This is a genomic window from Bacillus cereus group sp. N6, assembly GCF_016483705.1.
GTDB classification, from domain to species: Bacteria; Bacillota; Bacilli; order Bacillales; family Bacillaceae_G; genus Bacillus_A; species Bacillus_A wiedmannii.
Genome location: NZ_JAEHBI010000008.1, coordinates 84,712 through 101,048, shown reverse-complemented (window position 1 = coordinate 101,048; position 16,337 = coordinate 84,712). Strand labels below are relative to the sequence as shown.

The following is a 16,337-nucleotide window of genomic DNA, read 5'->3' as shown; positions in this document are numbered from 1 at the left end:
CTTCAGAATTGAAACTGACGTTAGTTTTTGTTCTTTTTTATGTAAATATGTATGAAAAATAGGCTATAATGATAAGACAAGAAGAGAGGGAAATACATATTATGAAAAACATTGATTCAGTGCAAAATCCGCGTGTGAAGCAGTGGAAAAAGCTGCAGACGAAAAAAGAGCGCGATAAAAAAGGTTTATTTTTTGTAGAAGGATTCCACTTAGTGGAAGAAGCTTTAAAAGCAGGAGTTGTAACAGAACTTATCGTTTCTGATCAGACAGATCTTCCGAAAGATTGGACAGTTAATGATGTGGAAATGTATATCGTACCTGAAGCAATCGTAAAAGTACTCCGTGAAACAGAAACGACGCAAGGGGTATTTGCTGTTTGTGAGAAACACGAGAGTGAAGTAGCTCTTGCAGATGGAAAGTTTCTTTTATTAGATGGTCTTCAAGACCCGGGCAACTTAGGGACAATTATTCGTACAGCTGATGCAGCTGGTATTCATGCTGTTGTGCTTGGAGAAGGATGCGTTGATGTATATAATAGTAAAGTGCTTCGCTCTACACAAGGTTCTATTTTCCATTTACCAGTTGTAAAAGGGAACTTAGAAGAGTGGGTAGACAAGTTAAGAGAAAATAACGTTCCTGTATATGGAACAGCTCTTGAAAATGGAGTTCCGTATGGTGAAGTAACACCAGCTGGTGGTTTTGCATTAATTGTAGGAAATGAAGGAAGCGGCGTAAGCCAAGAAATTCTTGCAAAAACGGATCAAAACTTGTATATTCCGATTTACGGCGAGGCAGAATCATTAAATGTTGCGGTTGCAGCAGGGATTTTAACGTATTATTTACAAAGCCCAGTTGCGAACAAATAAAAAACTTCTTATAATAAGTTGAAGTATATTATATTAAAAGTTAAATAACGAAAAACGTTGATAGAGAAGAGTAACTTACAAAATCGCCATATAGGGAGAGAATGCCTTAGACTGAAAGCATTCTTATGGTAGACGGAAGTGAATTCACCTCTGGAGTTGACGCCAGGACCATATATATGTAAAGGCGTTCCGGTCAGAATTGATCGTTATAACTAATGAGTGGGCAGACCTGGTCTGTCAATTTAGGGTGGTACCGCGAATTTACCTCGTCCCTTTTTGGGAGCGAGGTTTTTTTATTTTTAAAATTAGGAGGGTTCCAAATGGAAGCACGTTTAAAAGGGCTAAAGCAAAAAGCGTTAGAGCTTATTGAAGAAGCGAAAGAGCTAAAGGGCTTAAACGACGTACGCGTAGCGTATTTAGGAAAAAAAGGTCCAATTACAGAAGTATTACGCGGCATGGGAAAATTATCAGCAGAAGAGCGTCCACGTATGGGAGCATTAGTAAATGAAGTACGTGAAGCGATTCAAACGCGTTTAGAAGACAAAATTGGAAACTTAGAAAAAGCAGTAATTGAAGCGAAATTAGCTACGGAAACAATTGATGTTACACTACCAGGCCGTCCTGTTGAAACAGGTTGTCACCATCCGTTAACAGCTGTTGTTGAGCAAATTGAAGATGTATTCATCGGTATGGGGTATGAAGTAGCTGAAGGAACAGAAGTAGAAAAAGACTACTATAACTTCGAAGCATTAAACTTACCGAAAGATCACCCAGCGCGTGATATGCAAGATACATTCTACATTACAGAAGAAACGTTACTACGTACACATACATCTTCTGTGCAAGCACGTACGATGGAAAATAATAAAGAAAAAGGCCCAATTAAAATTATTTGTCCTGGTAAAGTGTATCGCCGCGATGACGATGATGCGACGCATTCACACCAATTCATGCAAATTGAAGGTCTTGTAATTGATAAAAACATTCGCATGAGTGACTTAAAAGGTACACTGCAAGTATTCGTGAAAAAGATGTTCGGTGAAGATCGTGAAATCCGTCTTCGTCCAAGTTTCTTCCCATTCACAGAGCCATCTGTAGAGATGGATATTTCTTGTATGATGTGTCACGGCAAAGGTTGCGGCACTTGTAAAGGAACTGGCTGGATCGAAATTTTAGGCGCAGGTATGGTTCATCCGAACGTACTTGAAATGGCTGGTTATGATTCAAAAGAATATCAAGGTTTCGCATTCGGTATGGGCGCAGAGCGTATCGCAATGTTGAAATACGGCGTAGATGACATTCGTCATTTCTATACAAATGATGTACGTTTCTTACAACAATTCAAACGAGCGTAAGGGAAGGAGAGGATAAGTATGTTCGTATCATATCGTTGGTTACAAGAGTATGTAGATATTAAAGATGTAACAGCACAAGAACTAGCAGACAAAATCACGAAAAGTGGTATTGAAGTAGAAGGTGTTGAATTATTAAATAAAGGTGTAAAAGGTGTTGTAGTTGGTCACGTATTAGAATGTGAAAAACACCCAGAAGCTGATAAATTAAGCAAATGTTTAATCGATATCGGTGAAGAAGAGCCAGTTCAAATTATTTGTGGAGCTGCTAACATTGCAAAAGGTTTAAAAGTACCAGTTGCAAAAGTTGGTGCTGTACTTCCTGGCAACTTCAAAATTAAAAAGGCAAAACTACGTGGTGAAGCTTCTCACGGTATGGTTTGTGCGCTTCAAGAGCTTGGTATTGATGGAAAGTTAGTTTCAAAAGAATATGCAGACGGTATCTTCATCTTCCCGAGTGACGCTGAAGTTGGTGCAGACGCACTTGAAATTTTAAATTTACATGATGAAGTACTTGAGCTTGGTTTAACACCAAACCGTGCAGATTGCTTAAACATGTTAGGTGTTGCATATGAAGTCGCTGCTATTTATGGCCGTGAAGTAAAACTTCCAGCTATCAGCTTACAAGAAACAGCAGAAAAAACTTCTGATTACATTTCTGTAAGTGTAGAAGCGAAAGAAGAAAACCCATTATATATTGCAAAAATGGTGAAGAACGTAAAGATTGGTCCATCACCAATGTGGATGCAAACGCGCCTTATGGCAGCTGGCATTCGTCCAATTAGCAATGTAGTGGATATTACAAACTACATTTTAATGGAATACGGTCAACCGTTACATGCATTCGATTACGATAAATTAGGTTCAAAAGAAATCGTTGTTCGTCTTGCAAAAGAAGGCGAAAAAATTGAAACGTTAGATGATCAAGAGCGTACGTTACAAAGCCACCACCTTGTAATTACAAACGGAACAAAAGCTTTAGCTGTTGCTGGTGTAATGGGCGGAGCGGGTTCTGAAGTTACAAATGAGACAGTAAACGTTTTAATTGAATCTGCATACTTTGCAGGTCAAACAGTACGCCGTACATCAAAAGACTTAGGTCTTCGCAGTGAATCAAGTGCACGTTTTGAAAAAGGAATCGACCCAACACGTACATTTGAAGCAATTCAACACGCAGCTGCTTTAATGGCGAAATACGCTGGCGGAGAAGCACTTGAAGGTGTAGTAGAAGCTGACAACTTACAAGTACAGGAGCGTACAGTATCTGTTACTGCTGAAAAAGTAAACCGTGTATTAGGTACAAATATTGCTGCAAGTGAAATGGGTACAATGTTCACAAACTTGAAATTCCCATTCACAGAAGTAGAAGGAACATTCCATGTGAATGTACCAGCACGTCGTCCTGATATTACAATTTCAGAAGACTTAGTAGAAGAAGTGGGTCGTCTATACGGTTATGACCACATTCCAGTTACATTACCTTCTGGAACAATGACTCGTGGTAAATTAACATCAGCACAAACGAAACGTCGTAAAGTACGTCGCTTCCTAGAGGGTGCTGGTTTATATGAAGCGATCACATATTCATTAACAAGCGCTGATAAAGCGAAGCAATATATGGTCGAGCCAAATGAAAAAGCTCCTGTAAACCTTGCACTTCCAATGAGTGAAGAGCGTAGCCAACTTCGTTTAAGCTTAGTACCGCAATTACTAGAAGCTGTTTCATATAATGTGGCACGTAAAAACGATAGTGTTGCTTTATACGAAGTAGGTTCTGTCTTCTTACCGACAGAAGCAGGAGAACTTCCGAAAGAAGAACAACATCTTGCGGGTGTTATGATAGGACTTGCTCTTCACCATGCATGGCAAGGTGAGAAGAAAGTAGTAGACTTCTTCGTTGTGAAAGGTGTACTAGAAGGATTATTCGACGTACTTGGTGTTGCAAACCAAATCACTTATGCACCAGCAAAACGTGAAGGGATGCACCCAGGTCGTACAGCTGACATCGTATTAGATGGCGAAGTAATTGGTTTCATCGGTCAATTGCACCCAGAAGCAGAAAAACAATTAGATGTGAAAAATACATTCGTATTCGAATTATCTCTTGTAAAAGTATTTGGTGCAGACGCGGAAGAAACTTACTACGCAGCAATTCCACGTTTCCCATCTATGACACGTGATATGGCTGTTGTCGTAACGAAAGAAACAAAAGCTGGCGAAATGAAGCAAATCATTGCTGAAGCTGGCGGAGAACTTCTGAAAGACGTAACGTTATTCGACTTATACGAAGGTGAAAAAATGGAAGAAGGCAAGAAGTCACTTGCATTCTCTATGACCTACTTCGATGCAGAACGTACGTTAACAGACGAAGAAGTAACAGAAGCACATAACCGTGTATTAACAACGGTAGAAGAGAAGTTTGGTGCGGAGTTACGTAAGTAATAAAAGATTGCCGGATTAAGTCCGGCAATTTTTTTTATGGCACGATTGTCGGAAAATCGATATATTACAAAAATCGCTGATATATTTTTTGGTATCTTGCATCTTTCTCTCGAATGTAGTACATTAATTTTAGTTTAACAAAATGAAAGACGATGATAAGGAAAAGTAGTATATACTATAATCCAAAGCGAGTCAGGGACGGTGAGAGCCTGATGAGGCGGTATATGTGAAGAACACCTTGGAGTTGCTAACCGAAATTGAATCTTGTATTCAAGAGTAGACTTAGACGGGAATCCGGCCTGTTACAAACCGGGAAGTATGTATTACATACGAGTTAAAGTTGGTCTTTATGACAAATTGGGTGGTACCGCGAAGTTTAACCTTTCGTCCCTTTATGGATGAAAGGTTTTTTTGTATTTAAATATATGTGCAAAGGAGAATTTCACTATGGAAAACACATTAGTAAAAAGTCTGTATAGAGATACAGATAAATACGCAGGTCAAACAGTACAAGTATCAGGGTGGATTCGTAACTTACGTGATTCAAAAGCATTTGGTTTCATCGAATTAAACGACGGTAGCTTTTTCAAAAGCGTTCAAATCGTTTTCGATACAGAGTTAGAAAACTTCAAAGAAATTGCAAAACTTCCACTTAGCTCTTCAGTTAAAGTAGAAGGTAAAGTAATTGCAACGCCTGGAGCGAAGCAACCATTTGAAATTAAAGCAGAAAAAATTGATATCGAGGGCTTATCAGATTCTGATTACCCACTTCAAAAGAAACGTCACACGTTTGAATACTTACGTACAATCGCTCACTTGCGTCCAAGAACAAATGCATTCTCTGCAACGTTCCGTGTACGTTCTGTCGCAGCATTTGCGATTCACCAGTTCTTCCAAGAGCGTGGATTCGTACATGTTCATACACCAATCATCACTGGTAGTGATACAGAAGGTGCAGGCGAAATGTTCCGCGTAACAACGCAAGATTTAAACAACGTACCAAAAGGTGAAGACGGACAAATTGATGAATCAAAAGACTTCTTCGGCAAAGAAACAAACTTAACAGTAAGTGGACAGCTGAACGCTGAAGCTTATGCATTAGCATTCCGTGACGTATACACATTCGGACCTACGTTCCGTGCAGAAAACTCTAACACAACTCGTCATGCAGCTGAGTTCTGGATGGTTGAGCCGGAGATTGCATTCGCTGAATTAGGCGACGTAATGGATCTTACAGAAGATATGCTGAAATATGCAATGAAATACGTACTAGAGCATGCACCAGAAGAAATGGAATTCTTCAACAGCTTCGTTGATAAAACAGTTCTTGAGCGCATGAACAACGTAATCAACTCTGACTTCGGTCGTATCACATATACAGAAGCAATTAAAGTGCTTCAAGAGTCAGGTGCTGACTTCAAATATCCAGTAGAATGGGGTATTGACTTACAAACAGAGCACGAAAGATACTTATCAGAAGAAATTTTCAAACGCCCTGTATTCGTAACTGACTATCCAAAAGACATTAAAGCGTTCTATATGCGTATGAATGAAGATGGAAAAACAGTAGCTGCTACTGACCTTCTAGTTCCTGGCATCGGCGAATTAATCGGCGGAAGCCAACGTGAAGAAAGAATGGACGTTTTAGTAGACAGAATTAAAGAATTAGGTATGAACGAAGAGGACTACTGGTGGTACTTAGAACTTAGAAAATACGGCGGTACAAAACACGCTGGATTCGGTCTAGGTTTCGAGCGCTTCCTAATGTACATCACTGGCATGGCTAACATCCGTGACGTAATTCCATTCCCAAGAACTCCAGGTTCTTCTGAATTCTAAAATATGAAAAAAGCGAGAGGATTTCCTCTCGCTTTTTATTTTGCATAGTTTATTACCTCGTAGCAAAAAGTAACGCGAAGGGGTGAATATAAATGAGTAAAAAAGTGAAAAAAGATCATTCAAGATCAAGCCTTGGTTCTCCAGAAATAGAAGGACAAGGAACGACGGCACATGAAACAGGTTCTCATAAAGTATCTTCATCAAATAAGAAGCAGAAAAGAAGTTAACATAAAAAAGGAGAGTCTTGGCGGCTCTCCTTTTTTTATATGTATTACACCTTATTATCATTAATTTCTTTTGTAATTTTATCTACATCTTTGTCTAATCGATCTAAATAGAAAAACCACAGTAAACTCATAAGCACGTAATAGATAGCCATTACACCAAGATTATCAGATATATTTTCGAATGTAGATTTAGTAGTGAAAAAAGCTCCCCAAATGGTAGAAATAGTGAGGTAAGAAAGTGGGCCCACGAGGTGTACGAAAACATATAATAACTTTTTAACTTTTACAGCGTTCATATGAATTCCCTCCTTATGTGAACAATCCTTTTTTTCTAATCATAGATTCAAGTTCCTCACAGAAGTGCTGTAGTTTTGCTGGATTATGTATTAACAAGCGGGCATCGTGTTTCCCGATAAATCTTCGAATCCGAAAGTTTAATAAGAAAGAACGGCCATAACGCTCTATTAAATCGTTGAACTCTCGTTGTTCACTTAGTAGCTGAATGTTTTCTCTAATTTCAAACTGTCTTTCGTGTGGATCGCCTAGTAAAATATTTAGAATCATTTGTAGAAGTAGCAATGGGAATCTCCTCCTATGTTAGAATAATCTGTATATTTTAATTGTAACAAAATTATAAGGATAATAGTAGGGGAAACAAAAAAACAGGAGTTTGTAGCCTCCTGTTTTTGTCGATACTATTTTAATAGGCGAAACGCCTTCTCCTTATTAGCGAAATGCATTTTCACAAACTCAGGTAATCGTTCTTTACCAAGCTTTTGAATTAATTTAGCAGCGGCGATATCGACTTGTTTACCAGCACCTTTTGGAAGTGACATACCAGCTTTTTTGCTTAATTCGTCAAACTGTTTTACGAATGAGTAGCGAGCTAAAATAGAAGCAGCGGCTACTGCTAAGTGTACACTTTCGCCTTTCGTCGCGAAGTAAACATTTTCACGCTGTACCTGTTTTTGTTTTGCTAAATATTTGTAGTATGTATCAGGTTGTGTGAATTGATCGATTAAGACGCCTTCAGGTTTTGTAGGTGCAATTTTAGCTAATAAGTTTGTAATAGCTTTATTATGCAGTAAAGCTTTTAACTTACCTTGGTTGTTTCCTTTATCAAATAGCTCGTTATATTTTTCATTATGAAGGACAAGAGAGCTGTAAGGAACAACGTGTAGAAGTTGTTTTGCAATGGCAGTAATTTGATCGTCATTTAAGTTTTTAGAGTCTTTTACACCAAGTTCTTTTAACAGTGGGATTTGCTTCGCATCCACATATACAGCAACTACTGTCATCGGTCCGAAGAAATCACCAGTACCAACTTCATCTGACCCTACGATAGACATTGTACCGATGGAAGCAGGGGGTGCATAACGGTGTGAATCGACAGATTTTTTTACAGCTGTTTTGGGTGTTTGAGAGACAGTTTGCCAACGAGAAGCTTCTGCTTCAGCACGGCCTCCTTGGAACATTACTTTTCCAGATTTATAAGCTGTAATCGTGCAAGATGGCACCTTTGCCATGAAGATCCCACCTTGTGGGGTTTTTGGGCTAAGCGCTTGTTTATATTGTTGTTTCATGTCTTCAATTACTGTAGAACTTGTTTGTATTACGATAGAATTTGACAAGATGGTCGCTCCTTTTTTTATATTGTTATTTTTATCATATCGGATTGTTCTTTCTGTTTCCATAATATGATGGTTCATGGTATGATAAACTTTAGGATTCTGTACGTGATTGGAGGCCGGTGAGTTGTCACAACAAAAGGGAAAGAAAAGTCGAATTAATGTAGAAATCTATGGTCAACAATATTCAGTTGTTGGCGATGAAAGTACAAGTCATATCCGCATGGTAGCAGCGATTGTGGATGATAAAATGCGCGAACTCAATGCCAAGAATCCTTCGCTTGACACGAGTAGACTAGCGGTATTGACGGCAGTAAACGTCATACACGATTACATAAAATTAAAAGAAGAACATGAGAAATTGAAAGAAAGTATGACAAAAAAAGGAATGGAATAACATGATTGATATTATTATCATTTTACTGCTTGTTATGGGATTTTTCCTCGGCTTACGCAGAGGGTTTATTCTGCAACTTGTAAAGTTAACAAGCTTTATTATCGCATACCTTGTTGCATACTGGTACTGTAAAGATTTAGCGCCAGCACTTGCGAAATTTATTCCGTATCCATTTGATAAAAACGTATCTGTTCCAGAATGGATTGATGCAAATAATATTGAGACAGTATTTTATCAAGCACTTGCGTTTATCATATTGTTTATTATTACAAAAATTGCACTTTCATTACTTGGTAATTTGTTAAATATGTTTGCAGAAATACCGGTTTTAAAGCAAGTCAATGCGTTTGCGGGGGCAATCCTCGGATTTTTAGAAGTATATATTATTTTGTTTGTTTTAATTATCGTTGGAAACATTCTTCCAATTGAACAAATACAAACACCATTACAAAAATCATCAATTAGCAAAATAATTGTAGACGATACACCGATTCTTTCTGAAAAGGTGAAGGAACTATGGCAGACAGGTAGCAGAGTATAACTTCTCTTTTTTCGGAAAGAGGAGTTTTTTTCTATGAAAGAAAGGCGGGGTAATGATGAAAGTAAATAAAAAACAAGTTATTAAATTATTAGAGACAATTGGGCTTTTTATGGAACTAAAGGGCGCGAATCCATTTAAAATATCTGCATTTCGTAAGGCGGCGGCAGCATTAGAAAGTGACGATCGTAGTCTTTCTGAGATTGAAGATTTCACGAAGATTCCGGGCATTGGAAAAGGAACAGCAGCAGTTATTCAAGAATATATAGAATCGGGAACATCTGAAGTATTACAAGAGCTTGAGAAAGAAGTGCCAAGTAGCTTATTACCGTTATTAAAATTACCAGGCCTTGGTGGTAAAAAGGTAGCTAAGTTATATAAAGAACTTGGTGTTGTTGATATAGAATCGCTAAAAGCAGTTTGTGAGGAAAATAAAGTACAAGCTTTAGCAGGTTTCGGTAAGAAGACAGAAGAGAAAATATTAGAAGCAATCGATCAAGTAGGCTCTCGTCCAGAGCGTTTACCAATCGCAATGGTATTGCCTATTGCCGGGGAAATAGAGGAGAAATTGTCGAATATTGCTGAAGTAATTCGTTTCTCTCGTGCTGGTAGTTTGCGCCGTGTTCGTGAAACAGTGAAAGATTTAGACTTTATCATTGCAACGACAGAACCAGCTGCAGTACGTGAGCATTTACTGCAATTTGATAATATGATTGAAGTAATCGCAAGTGGAGATACAAAAGTTTCTGTTCGTCTTCAATATGAATATGATATTTCAATCGATTTCCGTTTAGTAAAACCAGAAGAATTTATTACAACCCTTCACCATTTCACAGGATCAAAAGATCATAACGTAAAAATGCGCCAAATCGCGAAAGATAGAGGCGAGAAAATTAGTGAGTACGGTGTAGAAAACTTAGAAACAGGTGAAGTGAGAACATTTGAAACAGAAGAGGAGTTCTTCGCTCATTTCGGTCTTCCATTTATCCCACCAGAAGTGCGTGAAGATGGAAAAGAAATTGAATTAATTAAAGAGTATCCAAACTTAATTCAGTTCTCTGACATACAAGGTGATTTACATATGCATACAACATGGAGTGATGGTGCTTTTTCCATTGAAGAGATGGTACAAGCGTGCTGTGCTCGTGGATATAAGTTTATGGCGATTACTGATCACTCACAATACTTGAAAGTAGCGAACGGTTTAACGAAAGAGCGCCTTCGTGAACAAGCGAAAGAAATTGAACGTATGAATGAAAAGTACCCAGACATTACAATTTTACGCGGAATTGAAATGGACATTTTACCGGATGCAACACTTGATTTTGATGATGAAGTATTAGCAGAATTAGATTATGTAATTGGAGCGATTCACTCTAGCTTCTCACAAGACCGTGAAACGATTATGAAACGTCTTCGTGCTGCGCTGGAGAATAAGCATGTCACAATGATTGCTCATCCGACAGGACGTCTTCTTGGACGCCGCGAGGGCTATGATGTGGATACAGATTTATTAATCGAGCTCGCAAAAGAAACAAATACAGTTTTAGAATTAAATGCGAATCCGAACCGTCTAGATTTAAGCGCGAAATTATTAAAACAAGCACAAGATGCTGGTGTAAAAGTAGCGATTAATACGGATGCTCATACGCTTGAAATGTTAGAAGATATGGAAACAGGTGTAGCAGCAGCACGTAAAGGTTGGATTCAAAAAGATAACGTGATTAACACGTGGGATATCGAACGTTTATTAGACTATATTAAACGTAATAAGTAACACAAGGGGGACCTGCAACATGTTAGAAAGAACGTTGCGTGTATTAGAATATAATAAAGTAAAAGAACAATTACTTGAACATACAGCCTCTTCACTTGGCCGTGACAAAGTGAAGCATTTAGTGCCAAGCACTGATTTTGAAGAAATTGTAGAAATGCAAGATACAACAGATGAAGCAGCGAAAGTCATTCGTTTAAAAGGTAGTGCACCATTAGGTGGTATTACGGATATTCGCTCAAATGTGAAGCGTGCAAAGATTGGAAGTATGTTAAGCCCGAATGAACTACTTGATATTGCCAATACGATGTATGGTAGTCGCAATATGAAACGTTTCATTGAAGATATGGTTGATAATGGTGTCGAGCTTCCAATTTTAGAAACTCATGTCGCTCAAATTGTATCTTTATATGATTTAGAAAAGAAAATTACAAATTGTATCGGTGATGGCGGTGAAGTAGTCGATAGCGCAAGTGATAAACTGCGTGGTATTCGTACTCAAATTCGTACTGCGGAAAGTCGTATTCGTGAAAAGTTAGAAAATATGACGCGTTCTTCCAACGCGCAAAAGATGCTGTCTGACGCGATTGTAACGATTCGTAACGAACGTTACGTAATCCCAGTAAAACAAGAATACCGCGGTGTATATGGCGGTATTGTCCACGATCAATCAGCTTCTGGGCAAACGTTATTTATTGAACCACAAGTCATTGTAGAGTTAAATAACGCGCTTCAAGAAGCACGAGTGAAAGAAAAACAAGAAATCGAACGCATCTTATTGATGTTAACAGAAGAAGTGGCAGTAGAAGCGGATATCGTTTTATCTAACGTAGAAGTAGTTGCGAATCTTGACTTTATTTTTGCGAAAGCTTTTTATGGGAAGCGTATAAAAGCAACGAAACCAATCGTAAATAACGAACGTTATATGGATTTAAGACAAGCACGTCATCCGCTTATTGATCCAGAAATTATCGTGCCAAATAACATTATGTTAGGGAAAGATTTCACGACAATTGTTATTACAGGACCAAATACAGGTGGTAAAACAGTTACGCTGAAAACAGTTGGTATTTGTGTGCTAATGGCGCAATCTGGCCTTCACATTCCAGTAATGGATGAATCAGAGATTTGTGTATTTAAAAATATCTTTGCCGATATCGGTGATGAGCAATCGATTGAACAAAGTTTAAGTACGTTCTCCTCACATATGGTGAACATTGTTGATATTTTAGAAAAAGCTGATTTTGAAAGCTTAGTTTTATTCGATGAATTAGGTGCTGGAACAGATCCGCAAGAAGGGGCTGCATTAGCAATTTCAATTTTAGATGAAGTATGTAATCGTGGTGCTCGCGTTGTTGCTACGACGCATTACCCAGAATTAAAAGCATACGGATATAACCGTGAGAAAGTTATTAATGCGAGCGTTGAGTTCGACGTGAACACATTAAGCCCAACGTATAAATTATTAATCGGTGTACCAGGACGTAGTAATGCCTTTGAAATTTCGAAGCGCCTTGGACTATCTGATCGCGTGATTGATCAAGCTCGTAACCACATTAGTACAGATACAAACAAAATTGAAAATATGATTGCGAAGTTAGAAGAAAGTCAAAAGAATGCAGAGCGTGACTGGAACGAAGCAGAAGCACTTCGCAAGCAATCTGAAAAACTGCATCGCGAATTACAGCGTCAAATTATTGAATTTAATGATGAGCGCGATGAAAAATTATTAAAAGCGCAAAAAGAAGGGGAAGAAAAAGTCGAAGCTGCAAAGAAAGAGGCAGAAGGCATTATTCAAGAACTTCGTCAATTGCGTAAAGCACAGCTTATAAACGTGAAAGACCATGAGCTTATTGAAGCGAAGAGCCGTCTAGAAGGTGCGGCGCCAGAGCTTGTGAAGAAACAAAAAGTAAACGTGAAAAACACAGCGCCAAAACAACAATTACGCGCAGGTGATGAAGTAAAAGTGTTAACGTTTGGTCAAAAAGGTCAATTGCTTGAAAAAGTAAGTGATACAGAGTGGAGCGTACAAATTGGTATTCTGAAGATGAAAGTGAAAGAATCCAATATGGAATACATTAATACACCGAAGCAAACTGAGAAAAAAGCAGTCGCAAGTGTGAAGGGTAGAGATTATCACGTTTCGTTAGAGCTCGATCTTCGCGGTGAACGTTATGAAGATGCAATGATGCGCGTTGAAAAATATTTAGACGATGCACAGCTTGCAAGCTATCCGCGCGTATCAATTATTCACGGTAAAGGAACAGGAGCGCTTCGCCAAGGTGTACAAGATTACTTGAAGAAACACCGCGGTGTGAAAAACTACCGCTACGGTGACATGGGCGAGGGAGGCCTAGGCGTAACAGTTGTCGAATTAAAATAGCAAACAACGAAACAAAGGGGAACCATTATATGTTTATGGACAAACTTGCAAAAGTATTGTTAGCTTGTTGCGGAATATTTTTGGTAATTGGGGTTATTTATTTAGTTGTTTTTGCGAAGTAAAAGAGCGTCAATCGTGGCAGAGTCATATTGCCATAGATTGACGCTTTTAATATATAGGAAAAGGAATAAGCTATGAAAATCAACCAATACATAAGCGAAGCAAAATCCTGTTCAAGACGCGAAACAGACCGTCTCATTAAAGCAGGACGCGTGGCTATTAACGGCGAAATATGTACGCACGGTGCACTCGTGAGCGATGGTGATGTGGTAACGATTGATGGACAGGTTATTGCAAAAGAAGAGAAGGAAAAGGTGTATATTGCCTTTCATAAACCAATCGGAATTACTTGTACAGCAGCCGATCATATTGAAGATAATATTATTGATTATATCAATTACCCAGAGCGTATCTTTCCTGTTGGGCGATTAGATAAAGCGTCGGAAGGACTAATCTTATTAACGAATGACGGTGCGATTGCAAATCAAATTTTACACGGTGATCATGAGCACGAGAAAGAATACATCGTTACGGTTGATAAGCCGTTTACAGATTGGTTTATTGATGAGATGTCCAGCGGTGTAAAGATTAAAGATGGAATGACGAAGCCTTGTAAAGTGACGAGAGTGGATCAATCTACATTTCGCATCGTTTTAACGCAAGGAATGAACAGACAAATTCGTAGAATGAGCCGTGCTTTCGGGTTTACTGTAACAAAGCTAAAGCGGGTTCGTATTATGAATATAGAGCTAGATGATCTAGAAGTGGGAAAATGGCGTAACATTACAGCTGAGGAATTAGAAATATTAATAGGGCAAATATAGGGAGGGGAAATTTTCTCCCTATATTTTTTTGTCAGAAAAAATAAAACTATTGATTTTTTAAAAAATAGCCCATATAATAAAAAACAACAAGTTTCGACAAGATATTTTATAAAAGTAATGATGAGGACATGAGTTGTTTTTGACGATTCTCAGAGAGGGAAGCCTAGGCTGTGAGCTTCCTAATACGGAAAGGCAAACTTACCACCTCTAAACTTCAAGAGTGAACTGCATGATGCATTGTAATTCTTGGCGGATAAAACCGTTATCAATTTACACGAGCTATAAAATGAGCTTATTTTGTTATAAATTCATTTTATTAGAATAAGGGTGGAACCACGATTTCAACACTCGTCCCTTTGTTAGGGACGGGTTTTTTTTGCGTTCTTTTACGGGGAAGTATGCTTGAAAGAGGATATGTGACGGTATTTAATTCAGAATATTTTGTTAATCTAAAAATATGTAGGAGGTTAGTAGAAATGAAATCATCTTTAAAGTTTTCTGAGATGTTTGCAATAAGTTTAATGTTGTTTGCACTATTTTTCGGTGCAGGTAATATGATTTTCCCGCCGGCTTTAGGGCAAGGTGCTGGAACAGACGTATGGATCGCGTTATTTGGCTTTATCGTAACAGGTGTTGGATTACCTTTATTAGGGGTAATTGTTATAGCTCTAAAGGGAGATATTAATGAGCTAGCGGGACGTGTACACCCTGTATTCGCACTTGTTTTTATCACTGCAATTTATTTATGTTTAGGCGTATTCGTAAGTGTTCCGCGTACAGGAACAGTTGCTTATGAAATGAGTGTTGCACCATTTTTACCAAGTGAGATAGCTGGTCAATCTTATCCACTTGTTATCTTTACATTCATTTTCTTTGCAGTAACTTTCTATTTAGCTTTAAACCCATCGAAATTAGTGGGCCGCATCGGTAAAGTATTAACTCCGATTTTGTTAGCTGTTATAGCAATTATCGTAGGTAAAGCAATTATTACACCAATTGGAGAATTTGGTGCACCGACAGAAGCGTATAATGCTCCGCTCTTTAAAGGTTTTATTGATGGATATTTAACTTTAGATGGACTTGCAGCACTTGTTTTCGGAAATGTTGTTATTAATGCTTTAAAAGCAAAAGGCGTTACAAATAAGAACAGCATTGCAAAAGTAACAATCTTTGCAGGATTTATTGCAGCGCTCGGTTTACTACTTGTTTATTTAGCACTTGCTTATCTGGGAGCTTCTAGTGTGTCTCTTGGAATGGGAGCAAACGGAGGAATTATTTTAACAAACGTTGTAAATCATTTATTTGGTAGTTACGGAACTTTATTATTAGGGATCGCAATTACAGCGGCATGTTTAACAACTTCTGTAGGTATTGTTGCAGCTTGTGGGGAATATTTTTCTTCCTTATTACCAAAGCTTTCTTATCAAAAGGTTGTTTTCATCTTCTGTGTATTAGCATTTATGGTAGCAAACCTTGGGCTAACTCAGTTAAACGCATTAGCATTACCGATTTTAATTGCAATTTATCCAATTGGTATCGTACTGATTGTATTATCACTTGTTGAAAACTATATTCGTCTTCCATTAGCTATGTATGTAGGCGGTATTGTAGGAGCATTTGCAATTAGCTTCTTTGATGGATTGCATAATGCAAATCTTCAAGTAGCGGCCCTTGCTCCTATCTTAGATAAAATTCCACTATATAGTGTAGGGATTGGTTGGCTAGTTCCGGGTATCATTGGAATTGCAATTGGATATGTAGTTTCTTTATTTCAAAAGCAAGAAGTTGCTGTAGAAAAATAGTGAAAAGAGGCTTTCTATGAAAGAAAGTCTCTTTTTTTGTAGAAAAAATTGCATATAGGGAAATTTAGATATTAAAAATTTTATACGTAATATAGTTGACAAAAAAATTAGCATTAGGCTAAGATTGACTTAGTTGTGGAAATATTAGAAGGAAAGTGAGGAGTGAAAGGTATAAGGTTTTCTATAACGATATCATTTTGTAGAT

Annotated in this window: 14 protein-coding genes and 3 other annotated features; of the genes, 11 read left to right on the top strand and 3 right to left on the bottom strand. The window is 38.0% G+C overall.

Annotated features, from left to right (window positions below; all coding sequences use genetic code 11):
* Window positions 1-68 precede the first annotated feature (68 nt).
* From JDS99_RS09155 to JDS99_RS09135, 5 genes are all read left to right on the top strand, one after another.
* Window positions 69-866, top strand: a complete 798-nt coding sequence (locus tag JDS99_RS09155; RefSeq protein ID WP_199694965.1) for a TrmH family RNA methyltransferase — start codon at window positions 69-71, stop codon at window positions 864-866.
* Window positions 867-914: 48 nt separating this feature from the next.
* Window positions 915-1,143 (top strand) — a binding site (T-box leader).
* A gap of 43 nt (window positions 1,144-1,186) precedes the next feature.
* Window positions 1,187-2,221 carry a phenylalanine--tRNA ligase subunit alpha gene (pheS, locus tag JDS99_RS09150; RefSeq protein ID WP_199694964.1) on the top strand — a complete coding sequence of 345 codons (1,035 nt, stop codon included), beginning with the start codon at window positions 1,187-1,189 and terminating at the stop codon, window positions 2,219-2,221.
* 18 nt (window positions 2,222-2,239) lie between these two features.
* The gene (pheT, locus tag JDS99_RS09145; protein WP_199694963.1) at window positions 2,240-4,660 is read left to right on the top strand and encodes a phenylalanine--tRNA ligase subunit beta; all 2,421 of its coding nucleotides are present in this window, start codon (window positions 2,240-2,242) and stop codon (window positions 4,658-4,660) included.
* A 143-nt stretch (window positions 4,661-4,803) separates the two neighbouring features.
* Window positions 4,804-5,055 (top strand) — a binding site (T-box leader).
* Between the two features lie 52 nt (window positions 5,056-5,107).
* Window positions 5,108-6,499, top strand: a complete 1,392-nt coding sequence (gene asnS, locus JDS99_RS09140) for an asparagine--tRNA ligase (protein WP_199694962.1) — start codon at window positions 5,108-5,110, stop codon at window positions 6,497-6,499.
* Window positions 6,500-6,591: 92 nt separating this feature from the next.
* Window positions 6,592-6,726, top strand: a complete 135-nt coding sequence (locus JDS99_RS09135; protein WP_087985370.1) for a YuzL family protein — start codon at window positions 6,592-6,594, stop codon at window positions 6,724-6,726.
* A 44-nt stretch (window positions 6,727-6,770) separates the two neighbouring features.
* Here the strand turns inward: JDS99_RS09135 and JDS99_RS09130 are convergent, their stop codons facing one another.
* From JDS99_RS09130 to rnhC, 3 genes are all read right to left on the bottom strand, one after another.
* Window positions 6,771-7,022 (bottom strand): hypothetical protein, encoded by a 252-nt coding sequence (locus JDS99_RS09130; protein WP_087985369.1) that lies wholly within the window; start codon window positions 7,020-7,022, stop codon window positions 6,771-6,773.
* 13 nt (window positions 7,023-7,035) lie between these two features.
* A complete protein-coding gene (locus tag JDS99_RS09125) occupies window positions 7,036-7,305 on the bottom strand; it encodes a hypothetical protein (protein WP_000925542.1) in 270 nt (89 codons plus the stop codon).
* Between the two features lie 116 nt (window positions 7,306-7,421).
* Entirely contained in the window at window positions 7,422-8,357 is a 936-nt protein-coding gene (gene rnhC, locus JDS99_RS09120; RefSeq protein WP_048562157.1) for a ribonuclease HIII, read from the bottom strand.
* 124 nt (window positions 8,358-8,481) lie between these two features.
* Between rnhC and zapA the strand changes: the two genes are divergently transcribed.
* The 6 genes from zapA (at window position 8,482) to brnQ6 (ending at window position 16,132) form a co-directional block, all read left to right on the top strand.
* Entirely contained in the window at window positions 8,482-8,751 is a 270-nt protein-coding gene (gene zapA / locus JDS99_RS09115) for a cell division protein ZapA (protein WP_000082701.1), read from the top strand.
* 1 nt (window position 8,752) lies between these two features.
* Window positions 8,753-9,292 (top strand): CvpA family protein, encoded by a 540-nt coding sequence (locus tag JDS99_RS09110; protein ID WP_000565411.1) that lies wholly within the window; start codon window positions 8,753-8,755, stop codon window positions 9,290-9,292.
* 55 nt (window positions 9,293-9,347) lie between these two features.
* On the top strand, window positions 9,348-11,066 hold the full coding sequence (gene polX / locus JDS99_RS09105; protein ID WP_199694961.1) for a DNA polymerase/3'-5' exonuclease PolX: 1,719 nt from the start codon (window positions 9,348-9,350) through the stop codon (window positions 11,064-11,066).
* 19 nt (window positions 11,067-11,085) lie between these two features.
* Window positions 11,086-13,446 (top strand): endonuclease MutS2, encoded by a 2,361-nt coding sequence (locus tag JDS99_RS09100; protein ID WP_048544317.1) that lies wholly within the window; start codon window positions 11,086-11,088, stop codon window positions 13,444-13,446.
* Between the two features lie 194 nt (window positions 13,447-13,640).
* Window positions 13,641-14,330, top strand: coding sequence for a 23S rRNA pseudouridine(2604) synthase RluF (locus tag JDS99_RS09095; protein WP_088609275.1), 690 nt, complete (start codon window positions 13,641-13,643; stop codon window positions 14,328-14,330).
* 108 nt (window positions 14,331-14,438) lie between these two features.
* Window positions 14,439-14,689, top strand: a binding site (T-box leader).
* A gap of 117 nt (window positions 14,690-14,806) precedes the next feature.
* Window positions 14,807-16,132: a branched-chain amino acid transport system II carrier protein BrnQ6 gene (gene brnQ6, locus JDS99_RS09090; RefSeq protein WP_048544310.1), complete on the top strand. Its 1,326-nt coding sequence runs from the start codon at window positions 14,807-14,809 to the stop codon at window positions 16,130-16,132.
* The last annotated feature ends 205 nt before the right edge of the window (window positions 16,133-16,337 follow it).